The organism is Vibrio echinoideorum (genome assembly GCF_024347455.1).
Lineage (GTDB): Bacteria > Pseudomonadota > Gammaproteobacteria > Enterobacterales > Vibrionaceae > Vibrio > Vibrio echinoideorum.
Genome location: NZ_AP025484.1, coordinates 1,661,120 through 1,673,740, shown reverse-complemented (window position 1 = coordinate 1,673,740; position 12,621 = coordinate 1,661,120). Strand labels below are relative to the sequence as shown.

The following is a 12,621-nucleotide window of genomic DNA, read 5'->3' as shown; positions in this document are numbered from 1 at the left end:
AACAATATCTTATCGCACCCTCGATAAGTTGCGTTCAATCAGAACGCGCATTAATGAATCAGGTCGAAATATTCGTTTAGAAGTCGACGGTGGTGTGAAAGTTAACAACATAAAAGAGATAGCTGAAGCGGGGGCCGATATGTTCGTTGCTGGGTCTGATATTTTTGATAGTGAAGACTATCAGCGGGCAATTGGTGCGATGAGATCTGAGTTAGCTCAATTGAAATAAGTTCTAATCATCAGCTATACATAGGCTCGAAGTGCTCCGTTACGGAGGCTTCGAGTTTTTTTTGACTCAATAAAAGTTAATTTTCAAAAAGGGTATGCCAAAGTAAACAAGGCTTGAACGTTTTAAATTCATCAGTTTTCATCAACCGCGCGGCAAGATTTTTGTGTAATAAAACTACATATAATATTGACTTTGGTCACATAACGGCGCAAAATTAACCTAAGATCACATAACGATGAGAATGAAGAATGAATGCTACAGTAATCACAAATGAAAGCAGCCAAGTATTGGTAAAACCTTCTGTAATGAACGAAGTTCTTTTCTTTGCAAAATCGACGGCTCTTATGGGTGCAATCATCCTACTTGTTGCTTCTGCTTGGGTTTAATCTCTTAGATAAACCGACGTTAATTGTGATCAGTGATGGTGAATCACCATTCACTGATACGACTAACATTGAAACAGCAGTAACCTATTTTATATCTTCTAGGCCTTCCTGGCCGACTTCCTAGCTAACCAGTTATCTATTACTTGTTGAAGTGCTTTGCTTTAGTGCGCTCCTTCAATTAGTTCAAATACGATGCTTTAAGCTAGACCAGTACAAAACTATCATCAATACATACGCTAATGCGGGCGCAATATAACTCGTGCTCAGTGATAGCTCATCAATCAAACTCGCCTGCACAAATGGCAAAACAACACCTCCAATTGAACACATAATGAGAATTGCTGCTCCTTGTGAATTTTGCTTACCTGAGGCATGTAGCGCTTGTGCGTAAATGATAGGGTAGAGCGCAGAATTACATAGCCCTACGACAAGCATCAAATAGCCAACCCAAACATAATTTTGATAGACCGCAACGGCGCTAATCAAAGCTGCAATAACGCAAGACAATGAGAAGAGATAGTGCTTATTTACTGTGCTTCCGAACTTGGCGAATAACACTCTTCCGACAAACATCAATACCCAGTAAATAGCGATGATCTGTGTTGCGAATACCAAACCAAGGTCGCCATATTGCTGGTCGGCAAGGTACGCAATAGTAAAAGTACCAAAACTGACTTCGACACCAATATACAACAATAGTACTAACGCCAATTTCATGAACTGGTGATTTTTAATCAGGATGGCTAACCCTCGCCAAAAGCCAGTCATCTGTTTTGGTTTAATATCTGGAAGCGTCATTTTGCTAAAAAATATCAGTAAGCCGAAAAAGAACAGGGCGATGAGTAAGAACAGAAACGAAACTTGATGTGCGGTGTTGTCGACGTTAAAACTTGCTGCCACAAGAATGACAGCGGTAAGCACTAGCGGACCAAGCACAGTGCCAACAGAGTTCGATGCTGTTGCCACACTTTGACGTATGACGCTCTTATCAGGTGTCGAGAGTAGTGATACGTAAGGTGAACTCACTACTTGAATTGCTGACACACCTGAGGCCATCAATAAGATCCCAATGAGTGTTGGAACAAGCTCTTCTCCTCGTACTAAATATGCCATGGCTAGACAGCCCAGTAGGCACCATACCAAGCAGAACTTCAGCGTAGTTCTATAGCCAATTTTTGCCATGACAAATGACGTTGGAAGCGACACCGTGATTCGGGTGATAAAAAAGGCCATGGGAAATAACATCGCCATTTTATAGTCGAGAGAGAAAGCTTCTTTGTAATGTGGAATTAGCGAGTTACTTGAAACGGTAATTAAACCCCAGATAAAAAATATCAGCGACAGTAAGACCAGTGGGGCATCTTTTAAGGGGAATACTCTCATAGTGATTCCTTATCGATAGCGATAAAAAAAGCAGAAGATGATCTTCTGCTTTTCGATTAAGACTTTACGGTGTATGGCCTTTTTAGCCGTTAATCGCGCACAAAATTGATGTGATGAACATGAATATTGTATTTCTCAATAATCACTTTGGTCGCATGCATACTTTTGATTCGTTGTTCAGAATCTAAAGCGGCTGCCATTACTGATTCGTTTTCGTAGCTGTGTTGCATCATCAGCAGTAAATTCTTATGGCTTTCAGCTTCAATCGCTTCTGGCTTATTTAGTGTTAGCCCTTGGTTATTCGGGAATGTGCGAATAATAGGTGCTACTTCGTTTTCCATGTATTGGTAGAAGTCTTGTTTTTGTTCTTCAGTTAAATCAGCTTCGAAAAAAGCAGTGCGAAAAATAGTCATGGTGGTTCCCTTACAGTTCAAAGCCAGATTGGTTAGCGATAGATTTTAATGTTGCTTTTGCTTGTTTGATATCGTCTAACCAGTTGTCGTTTTGTGCCCACATTTCAATCACTAATGGTGCGCTGTAATCAATTTCAGCCAGTGTTTTGAAAATTGCAGGGAAGTCGACTTGGCCTTCGCCGATAACAAGATCTCGGAACTGACCTTTGCAGGTTTCTGAAACTCGTAGCGTGTCTTTTAGGTGAACTTGCACTAGGTGATCACGGCTCAGCTTAAGCTCTGTACACACGTCGTAATTCCAACCAGAAATATTGCCGACATCTGGGTAAGCCATGAAGTAAGGCGATGGGATCTCTCGCTTTAACACTTCAAACTTGCTCAGTGAGTTCAGGTACGGAGTATCCATAATCTCAACACCCAACATGATGCCTGCGCGTTCTGCCATTTTGGTGGCTTGCTGCATACCTTCAATGAAGCGAGCGTGTGTTTCAGCCGATTGCGGCTCGTAGTACACATCGTAGCCCGCCATTTGAATACAGCGAATACCAAGCTTGTAAGCTAATGAAATCGCTTTTTCCATGATGATCAGCGATTCAGTACGAATAGCATCATCCATTGAGCCAAACGGAAACTTACGGTGTGCGCTTAGGCACATGGATTGGAAAGGCATTTGGTGCTTTTCACATAGACGGCGAAGCTCATAAATTTCTTCGTCTGACCAATCTAAACGAGCGCGGCGCTCATCGGTTTCATCCACTGAAATTTCTACAAAGTCGAAGCCAGCTTCTTTGGCGTGAATCAAACGCTCTTCCCATGTAAGGGTGGTTGGCATCGCTTTTTCGTAAATACCTAATCTGAATTTGTTTTTAGAATCAAACATTCTTTTTCCTTAAAAGAGTTGTTGTTCTATACGCGTTGTTATGTCTTGAATTCTGCTAGCGATCTCTTCGTAGCCGAGAGCTTTCATTTTTGGCGTAAGTGAAGAGACACTAACCGCGTATACAGGAGAATTGTTCTTGTCAAAAATAGGGACAGCAACACAAGAAATACCCGCTTCGTTCTCTTCATCATCGAGCGCATAACCACGACTCTTAATTTTATCGAGAACACCAAAAAACTGAGACTTGTCGAGAATCGTGTTTTCAGTTAACGGCTTCATCGTGCTGACATTGCGTTTCCAATAGGTTTCTCGAACGCTCTCAGAGCTAAATGCTAAGTAACATTTTCCTGCCGCTGAGCAGTACATTGGAGAATGCAGCCCTACGTAGGTTCGAGTTCTAAAGGAAGAATTAACGGGTTCAAACTTGTCTTTAAAAATGATGTTGTCAGCATCAAAAGAGAGGAAGTTAACCGTTTCATTCACATCGTCGAGTAGCTCAGATAGGTATGGCTTAACGGTGCCAGTGACATCAGAGTTGATAGCAGCGTGTCCAAGCTGAACCAACTTCATTGTTAAGCGATATTCTTTACCTGAACACATTTGAGCAACATAACCAGAGGCTTCAAACGTTGCTAAAATACGGTGGACAGATGACTTGTTGAAGCCAGTCCCTTCAGACACTTTTTGTAGCGAAACGCCATTAGGATAATTCCCAAGGAATTCCAATACGGTCAGTGCTTTAGACAACGATTTAATTTGCTCACTCATATATGTGCTACCAGTGTTTACCTATTTCAGTATGGAAGTTTTCTGCGATGTCACGTCCATTGCTACCGGCTAACGCTCGGCCAGCAATAAATGACTTTGCAGACAGATTCTTAAACAAATGCAGATCGTCAGGAACAATACCACCAGTGATGGATAGTTCAATTCCAATATCCGATAAATTCTGCATTTTATGTAAATCTTCTTCGGTCCAGCTCACACCAGCAAGTTCCGCATCACGAGAACGGTGATAAATTGCTTGTTTAATGCCCATGTCGAACCAAGCTTGCGCATCTTCCATTGTCCAGTGTCCGTACAGCTCAATTTGCACTTCACCGCCTAATTCATCGGTTACTTTTTTCGCTGAACGGATAGTTTCGATGTGTGCTGCCGCACTGACGGTGACCCAGTTAGCACCAGCATCCATCGCCAGACGCGTTAAAATAGCGCTGGCATCGGTGATTTTCATGTCACACACAATGATGTGATTTGGGTATTTTTCTCGTAGGATTCTTACGCTGTCTACGCCATGAGCGAAGGCTAAAATAGTTCCAATTTCAATTACGTCTAACTTATCGGCAACATGCTCAATTGAGGCTAATGCTGTGTCGATGTCTGTCGCATCAAGTGCCATTTGTAGCAACGGCTTCGGTGATTTGAACAGGGGCTTAGATGATTCTAATAAAGATTTAGATGGTTTTAATACGGTGCTAGGCATCCATTTCATCCTCAAATTGTTTAAACAACTGCACCAGTCTTTGATAGTGCTTATATTTCTTTTGGTAAGTGTCGTAGTGTTCAGGATTCGGTTCGACATGTGACGCAGAATTAGTGATGGTTTGAGTACATTCTTCTAATGAAGCGAACTCACCTGCGCCGACCATTGCCATCATTGCAGCACCTAATGAGCCCGTTTCATCAACGTCTGATATTTCAACGGTCATTCCGGTAAGGTCCGCCAGCATTTGCATCCATACAGGGCTAGATGCTGGTCCGCCTGTCACTTTCAGTATGTTGGCTTTTGGAAAGCGTTGACGCATACGTTCAAGGTGAATGTTGTGACAGAATAAAATGCCTTCCCAAATCGCTTGAATTAGGTGGCCTTTGGTATGGTGTGATTGCAGACCATAGAAGCCTGATTTTAGGCCGAGTCCTTGGTTAGAGCCGTAAAGGAATGGTACGAAGTAGACACTGCTTGATGCTGGGTCTAATGCTTCCACTAAGGCTTGATTTTGCTGGTGGTTAAGCTGGCCACTTTCACCAAGGTAGTCAGCAAACCATTCATAGTTACCCGCTGAAGTCGGGCTCGCCTCATGAATAATGTACTCGTTATCGACGGCGTAATGGCCGTAAACAAAGTTGTGGCTCTCTTGCGTGACTTCCTTTGATATGCCAGATGTTACCGCCCATGTTCCCATTACGTAATTCAGGGTATCTTCTGAAGAGTTGATTCCAGAACATATCGCGGTAGACACCACATCAAACAAACCGCCGAACACAGGTGTACCTATTGCTAGACCGGTTTCATTAGCAACGGCCGCAGTGATTTTCCCTGCTTGCTGTTGAGGTTTTACAACGGGTGGTAGCGCGTCCCAAATTTCTTCGATACCAAAGGTTTCCAGAAGTGCTCTGTCATACTCACCCGTAATGGAGTTGAAAAAGTTACTCTCTGAAATATTGGTGAGCTCTGCAGCCACTTCGCCCGTTAAGCGATAGCGAAGGTAGTCGTGAGACATCATCACTGCGCCAATGTTGTTGTATCGTTCGGCATCGTTTTCTTTGATCCAGCGAATAATCGATACAGGGTGACCTGTCCAAAGCGTTTGCAGTGTGGTTGGATAGATCTCTTGTGCTTTGCCTTGCTCTAGCCACTCTTTAACGATAGGCAGTGAGCGAGAGTCTGACGACATAATGCCGTGGCCAAGGTTTTGTCCTTTTTTATCAAGAAGGTAAACGCCTTTGCCTTGGGCTGAAATACTCAAGCCTTTGATAGAGGTTGGTTCTACTTTTGTGGCCTCTAAAAGTTGTGTAATAACGTCAACCGCGTTTCCCCACAGAGCGTCGAGATCGCGTTCTACCCAGCCTTGCTTTTCATTAATGACACTTGCAGATACACGGGCAAGACCTTGTTGCTCGCCTTTTGCGTCAAACAATGCGGCTTTCATAAAAGTGCCGCCAGAATCAATTCCAATGTAGTAATTCATTATTTGGCTTCCAGTAAATCGTTGTGAATCTTCACCACCAGTTTTCTAACGGGCTGGCTGTCATCATTTTCAATATTGGTGATATGCACGATATTTGGCGTGAACAAATAAAATTGATTGCGTTTGGCATGAATGAAGCTGAGTTCAATTCCTGGATATTCGTAAAACTGAAGGTCACGTTCTTGGTTATAAGGGTGTGCGTTGCTGTGTTCACCAGTGTCCATAGCCCATGCCATTACTTCAGAACCTTCCAGAATGATCTGTAGATCAGAATGGTATTTATGGACTTCAGGTTGGAAGTTTCCTAAAGGTTCTTTGTCGTATTCCAATACAACAAACCATGCTTGTTTTGAATCAAAGCCAGGAAGCTCATGGCGACCTAATGCGAGTTTTTCTTGGTCGAGGCTGTTCAAGTACTCAAGCACGTTTTGAATAACGACAGGGTACGACTTGCTGATCTGCGTAGGTTGAGTATTTCCGACTAACATAAAAATTCTCTTTAAATATAAACAGCTTAATAAAGCCGATGCTTTAAATTAATGGGCACAAAATAGGTCTTGTAAAAGCGTCGCTAACCCTGTCTTATCATCATTGTTTTTAGGCGTGATCAGGTTGGCTGAGCTTTTTACGGTGTCATCTGCGTTTTGCATTGCGATGCCAAGCCCTGCTGCTTTAAGCATCGAAATGTCATTGTGGTTATCACCAATCGCGACACACTGCTCTAGGCTGATACCGAGCGGCTCAATGTAGCGGGTTAAAGCATTACCTTTGCTATTGCCTGTTGCTGCGAAATCGACACGATCAATCCAAGATCGCTCGCCATTGAAGTTCTCTTTCACAAAAGGAATCTCTGCGAATGTGTTTACTTCACCTTCAACGACAAACTTCCACACATACTCTGAAATTTGTGCTTCATGTTGGAAATCGTCGACCTTTTGAATGTTTGGTCGCTGGCTTTCTGGAAAGGTTTGAGACCACGTCAGTAGCGCTTCCATGTATTCAATAGGACGTGCTCTCGAGTAGAGCATTGCATCACGTACATACATCACCATCTTCAGATCATGAGCTTGAGATAGGGTGATAAACTCAGCCGCAATTTCTTTGTCGATGGCGTTTTCTTGAATGACCGTATCGTTCTGGTAATCAAAGATGTAAGTGCCATTGCAACAAATTATTGGAGTCGATAAACCAAGCTGATCGTAATAAGGTTTTGCCGCGACATGATGGCGACCCGTAACGATAACCACATGAGTGTGTTGAGCGACTTGTTTGATCGTCTCGACTAACTCTTGGCTAATCGTGTGCTGCGAGTTGAGCACCGTGCCATCGAGATCGAGAGCCAGTAGCTTATGCGGTGATGACTTGTGCATGTGCGAGGCCTTACTTCTGTCCGTAGTATGAATTCTTACCGTGTTTACGGTTGTAATGCTTATCGAGTAGCTCTGGTTGAATGGCTGCTTCTGGACTGATGGCGCGAGTGGCTGTTGCCATGGCTGCAATCTCTTCCATTACGACAGCATTGTGTACAGCGTCTGAACCATCCTTTCCCCATGTAAATGGTGCGTGTCCTGCGATGATGACACCTGGCATTGCCTGTGGGTCGATATCGCGTTGCTCGAATTCTTCGATGATCACTAAGCCAGTGTTTTTCTCGTAGTCAGACTCGATCTCAGATTTTGTTAGTAGGCGAGTGCAAGGTACATCACCGTAGAAGTAATCGGCGTGTGTAGTTCCAAGCGCTGGAATGTCTCGGCCGGCTTGTGCCCAAATGGTGGCGTTGCGAGAGTGTGTGTGAACAATGCCGCCAATGGTTGGGAAGGCTTTGTAAAGTTCAACGTGCGTAGCCGTGTCGCTTGAAGGGTTCAGCTTGCCTTCAATGCGATTGCCTTCTAAATCGAGAACAACGATGTCATCTGCCGTCATTACATCGTATTCAACACCTGACGGTTTGATTGCAATCACGCCACGTTCGCGATCGATTTCAGAGACATTGCCCCAAGTGAAAGTCACTAAGCCATATTTAGGAAGTTGCAAGTTTGCTGCGAACACGCGTTCTTTTAATTCTTGGTATGTTTGTTGTTCTTGAGACATTGTGTTTGCCCATGTTGTATTGAGTTAATGACGAGCGGATTGCCTAGCTAAATTCCCTCGCTAAAAAAGAGGACTAGGCAATCGCACTCAATTGCGTTACTTGGCTGCTAGCTTGATCTTGTTGATCATCACGTCGCCATTTTTCTCGATGTAAGCGCTCCAAACCGGTTGGATAGCTTGTTGGAAAGCAGCGCCATCAACGTCACGGTTAACTTGCATACCGTTCGCTTCTAGTTGAGCAATCATCTTGTCTTCTTTCTGGATGCTTAGCTCACGTTGCATTGCAACTGCTTCAGCAGAGACTTCTTCGATAATCTTTTGCTCTTCATCCGTTAGCTTGTCGAACTTACGTAGGTTCATAGTAAGAACCAGTGGCGAGTAAGCGTGTTGTGTAAGGCTTAGGTATTTTTGTACTTCATCAAACTTGAAAGACAGCGTTACAGAAATTGGGTGGTCTTGAGAGTCAACAACGCCTGTTTCAAGTGCAGTATAAAGTTCAGATACTGGAAGTTGCTGCGGGTTAGCACCGAGCTCATTGAACATGTCGTTTAGCGCTTTCGAGCCATTCACACGCATTTGTAGGCCTTCAACATCTGAAGGAACACGAATAGGTTTTTCGTTGTTGGTCATGTTGCGGTAACCATTTTCAGGGAAACCAAGACCTTTAAGACCGAATTTTTCAAAGTTCGCTAACACTTCTTTACCCGGCTCGCCATCCAGTACTTTGTATGCTGTTTGACGATCTGGGAACATGAACGGCAGAGTGAAGGCTGCTGATTCAGGCATTAGGCCGTTGTAGTTGTTCAAGCCAACCATCGCTAAATCAACGATGCCAGCGCGTGAACCATCGATCATTTGCTTATCACTGCCCAATTGACCTTGTGGGTAGATGTTTACTTTGATTTCGCCGTTTGAACGAGCTTCAACTTCCTTCTTAAAGAACAAAGATAGGTCTTGTTGCAAGTCTGACTCTGGTGCAGCGTGCGCCAGTTTTAGAGTCGTAGCGGCAAAAGCGTTAGCGCTCATAGCGATTGTGGATGCGATTAGAGTGAGTTTTAGTAGGGTTTTCATTATTATTTTCTCCGTCGAGGATTAACCAATGACAAACGACATTGGCACAGTGATGATGCCTGGGAAGATGACAAACAGTGTGAGCAGAGCCATGTAAGCTGCGATGAAGGGCAATACACCTTTCACTGCGGTCGACATTGGTACTCTCGCTACACCACACACTACGTTTAGTACGGTGCCTACAGGAGGCGTAATCAAGCCAATTGAACAGTTAATAACGAACAGTAGGCCGAAGTACGTTGGGTCAATTCCAGCCATCTTGATGACAGGCATTAAAAGGGGTACAAGGATTAGAATCGTTGGGCTCAAGTCCATAACCATGCCGACACAAAGTACGAGCAACATAATTACTGCCATTAATAGGCGTGGGCTATCCACCAGTGGACCTAACATTTCTGCGAGTTGTTGAGGAAGCTGAGCAACAGTAATTAGCCACGCTGCAACCATTGCACAACCCACCAAGAACATAACCATTGCGGTCGAGCGACCTGCGTTCAGTACGATGTGGTAGAACTTTTTAATCGAGAGCTCTTTGTACACAAACGTAGAGATGAAGATTGCGTAAGTGGCGGCGACTACTGCGGCTTCTGTTGGTGTAAAGATGCCGAAGCGAATACCCACAATGATGATGACTGGCAGCATCAAGGCCCATACACCTTCTCTAAGTGCTGCGCGTTTTTCTGCTTTTGTCGCTTTTTCTGATGTTGCTAGGTTCTCTTTGCGAACTGTCCAGCGCCATACAAACATCAATGTCATACCCATTAACAGCCCCGGAACGATGCCGCCTAGGAATAGGTTTTTGATCGAGATACCGCCAGCAACACCGACAAGGATCAGAGGGATTGAAGGTGGAATGACGGGTGCGATGATACCGCCTGAAGCAAGTAAGCCCATTGAGGGTGCTTCTGGGTATTTCGCTGCTTTCATCATTGGGTAAAGAATACTGACCAAGGCTGCTGCATCTGCTACAGCTGAACCAGAAAGACCAGCAAGCAGTACCGAAGTCATGATAGCAACGTAACCCAAGCCACCTTGACGGTGTCCTACGTAAGTGGTTGCTAGGCGAACAATACGCTGTGACAAACCACCCGATGCCATGACTTCACCCGCAATGAGGAAGAATGGAATGGCAAGCAGAGTGAAGCTGTCGACACCATTAATTAAAGACTGCGCAAGAATGTCTGCACTAAAGAAGTCCATGTGAAGCATCAGCGCCATTGAAGACAGTAACAGTGCAAATGCAACAGGAAGACCAAGTAAGATTGAGACAATCAATACCGATAAGAAAATGGCTAACGTCATTATTCTTTCTCCTCATCTAAGCTATCTAGCTGCCAGTCGGGCTTGAAGATTCGCATAAAGGCAATCACGCCCATTAACAAACCTGACACCACACCGGCTAAGTAAAACAATGCTGAAGGAAGCCCTGTAAGCTGAGAAATATCTGACCAGTTAGACATCATTTGACGGTATGACCCGACGTAAAGCATGCCTACAGAAATCAGTACTATTACCCAGCAGATGCGTCTTAATACGGGTACTGCTTTTGGGAAAAGTCGTTCAGAAAATTCCGCAACCGCGAGGTGTTCACCTCGGCGCAGCACAACGGCAGCACCGAGCATGACAACCCATACAAGACCAAGGCGAGATAGTTCTACAGAGGGACGAAGACCAGAAGAAAAGCCATAACGTAAAACTACGTTAGTAAATACGAGCGCAACCATGCAGGTCAGAATGACCGCCATGATGACATCGATACTTTTCCAAATACTCCTTAATACACTTTGCATAAAGCTTTCCCTACCTTTGGCTAATTACAGAGACGTAATTTGTTCCCAAATTCCATCGTTAATTTCAATGCCGCCAGCTGCTTCGTGTTTCTTGATGAAGTTTTCAATTTCAGAACCGGCAATCATCACTGAACCCGTTTCTGCAGGCTCTGACTCAAGTACGTAATCGCGGATGCGCTTCATCTCTTGTGCGTAAGTGCTTTGATCCATGGTCTTGCTTAAGTCGATAGCGATAAGGAATTGAGAGACACCAAACTCGCCACCCATATCTTCTGTTAGTGCTGGTACTGAGTGGCCACCAGTAATCGCCGTTAGCATCATGTCGAGTACGATTGCCATTGATGAACCTTTCCAAAAACCCATTGGAAGTAGGCGTTTATTTTCCCAAAGTACATGCGGGTCTTTGGTGAGTTCACCTTCGTTGTCAAAACCTCCGACAACGGGCAGTTCTTTGTCAGCAAGCACGAAGTTTTGTAGCTGGCCGTAAGAAAACTGGCTCATTGAGCAGTCCACAACGACTGGCGGATCGCCCGCAACCGCCATGATGAGAGGGTTTGAACCAATACGGTGATCTTTACCACCCCATGCTGGCATTACCGCAATTGAGTTGGTTGAAGCGATACCTGCGAAACCTTCGCGCGCCATTTTTAGTACATAAGCACCACCACGCATCCAGTGGTTAGAGTTACGCATGCCGACCATGCCAATGCCGTAATCGCGTGCTAGTTCCATTGCTCGTTCTGCACAGATAAGTCCGTTAAGAACACCGGGGCCGTAGTTGCAATCCCATTGCTCTAAAGCACCCATGCTGTTTACGCATTCTGGCTCTGCATTTAGTTTGATTTGACCTTTGTCTACTTGGTCAATAAATACAGGGAATCGGTTGATGCCGTGTGAGTAAGTGCCTTCATTTGCCATCTCTACGAATCCAGCCGCAAGCTTGGTTGCCATCTCTGGTTTCATGTCGCGAGCTAAAAGAATTCGCTCGTATTCTTGTTGTAGTTTTTCTGTTGATACTAAAGGCATCTGTGTTCTCCGATAAATTGAATTCCATAATACGGAATCAATTATTGTGATTATTCCGAAAAAATACTGTGAGCAAAGTTATGAAATAATTCCTTATTAAGTTTTTCTCTAATAACTGTTAACTGGTTAAAAAGTGAAACAAAAAGATTCAAAGATTCCGCAATGTGGAACAATTGATGTGACCTATATTGGGTTTCAATTAAATATGCGTGGCAAATTGGACATTGTTTCGACCCAACTTTGCAAAAATCGGAGGGATTAGTGAACAGTAACTTTACTGATCACACTTTTACCGTCGTCGAAACTAAAGAAGCGTCACAACAAATGGTTGTTTTGGGCTGTTCTGGTAGAGGGCGTTTTATACTATTTGATGGGATTTCTCT

At 44.1% G+C, this 12,621-nt stretch carries 14 protein-coding genes and 1 pseudogene; 2 read left to right on the top strand and 13 right to left on the bottom strand.

Annotated elements, in window-relative coordinates; genetic code table 11:
- Positions 1–16 precede the first annotated feature (16 nt).
- Both OCV36_RS23440 and OCV36_RS23435 read left to right on the top strand, forming a co-directional pair.
- Positions 17–229, top strand: a pseudogene (locus OCV36_RS23440) (ribulose-phosphate 3-epimerase); the annotation flags it as partial.
- A 248-nt stretch (positions 230–477) separates the two neighbouring features.
- Complete coding sequence (locus OCV36_RS23435; RefSeq protein WP_017072598.1) at positions 478–615, top strand: hypothetical protein; 138 nt, start codon at positions 478–480, stop codon at positions 613–615.
- A gap of 183 nt (positions 616–798) precedes the next feature.
- Here the strand turns inward: OCV36_RS23435 and OCV36_RS23430 are convergent, their stop codons facing one another.
- The 13 genes from OCV36_RS23430 to yiaK form a co-directional block, all read right to left on the bottom strand.
- Entirely contained in the window at positions 799–1,998 is a 1,200-nt protein-coding gene (locus OCV36_RS23430; RefSeq protein WP_135454331.1) for an MFS transporter, read from the bottom strand.
- Between the two features lie 89 nt (positions 1,999–2,087).
- Positions 2,088–2,411 (bottom strand): hypothetical protein, encoded by a 324-nt coding sequence (locus tag OCV36_RS23425; protein ID WP_017072596.1) that lies wholly within the window; start codon positions 2,409–2,411, stop codon positions 2,088–2,090.
- A 10-nt stretch (positions 2,412–2,421) separates the two neighbouring features.
- Positions 2,422–3,291 (bottom strand): L-ribulose-5-phosphate 3-epimerase, encoded by an 870-nt coding sequence (locus tag OCV36_RS23420; protein WP_017072595.1) that lies wholly within the window; start codon positions 3,289–3,291, stop codon positions 2,422–2,424.
- A 9-nt stretch (positions 3,292–3,300) separates the two neighbouring features.
- Entirely contained in the window at positions 3,301–4,059 is a 759-nt protein-coding gene (locus OCV36_RS23415) for an IclR family transcriptional regulator (RefSeq protein WP_017072594.1), read from the bottom strand.
- A gap of 7 nt (positions 4,060–4,066) precedes the next feature.
- Positions 4,067–4,690 carry a 3-keto-L-gulonate-6-phosphate decarboxylase UlaD gene (locus OCV36_RS23410; RefSeq protein ID WP_102551129.1) on the bottom strand — a complete coding sequence of 208 codons (624 nt, stop codon included), beginning with the start codon at positions 4,688–4,690 and terminating at the stop codon, positions 4,067–4,069.
- A 76-nt stretch (positions 4,691–4,766) separates the two neighbouring features.
- Positions 4,767–6,260, bottom strand: coding sequence for an FGGY-family carbohydrate kinase (locus OCV36_RS23405; RefSeq protein WP_135454333.1), 1,494 nt, complete (start codon positions 6,258–6,260; stop codon positions 4,767–4,769).
- Positions 6,260–6,748, bottom strand: a complete 489-nt coding sequence (locus OCV36_RS23400) for a YhcH/YjgK/YiaL family protein (RefSeq protein ID WP_017072591.1) — start codon at positions 6,746–6,748, stop codon at positions 6,260–6,262. Before OCV36_RS23400 ends, OCV36_RS23405 begins: the two co-directional genes overlap by 1 nt.
- Positions 6,749–6,796: 48 nt before the next feature.
- Positions 6,797–7,630 carry a Cof-type HAD-IIB family hydrolase gene (locus OCV36_RS23395; protein ID WP_135454334.1) on the bottom strand — a complete coding sequence of 278 codons (834 nt, stop codon included), beginning with the start codon at positions 7,628–7,630 and terminating at the stop codon, positions 6,797–6,799.
- A gap of 10 nt (positions 7,631–7,640) precedes the next feature.
- Complete coding sequence (locus OCV36_RS23390; protein ID WP_135454336.1) at positions 7,641–8,351, bottom strand: L-ribulose-5-phosphate 4-epimerase; 711 nt, start codon at positions 8,349–8,351, stop codon at positions 7,641–7,643.
- Between the two features lie 96 nt (positions 8,352–8,447).
- Positions 8,448–9,422, bottom strand: a complete 975-nt coding sequence (locus tag OCV36_RS23385; RefSeq protein ID WP_017072588.1) for a DctP family TRAP transporter solute-binding subunit — start codon at positions 9,420–9,422, stop codon at positions 8,448–8,450.
- 21 nt (positions 9,423–9,443) lie between these two features.
- Positions 9,444–10,724, bottom strand: a complete 1,281-nt coding sequence (locus tag OCV36_RS23380; protein WP_017072587.1) for a TRAP transporter large permease subunit — start codon at positions 10,722–10,724, stop codon at positions 9,444–9,446.
- Positions 10,724–11,212, bottom strand: coding sequence for a TRAP transporter small permease (locus OCV36_RS23375; RefSeq protein WP_135454338.1), 489 nt, complete (start codon positions 11,210–11,212; stop codon positions 10,724–10,726). The genes OCV36_RS23380 and OCV36_RS23375 overlap by 1 nt, the downstream gene beginning before the upstream one ends.
- Positions 11,213–11,236: 24 nt before the next feature.
- Positions 11,237–12,238 (bottom strand): 3-dehydro-L-gulonate 2-dehydrogenase, encoded by a 1,002-nt coding sequence (gene yiaK, locus OCV36_RS23370; protein ID WP_017072586.1) that lies wholly within the window; start codon positions 12,236–12,238, stop codon positions 11,237–11,239.
- Between the last annotated feature and the right edge of the window lie 383 nt (positions 12,239–12,621).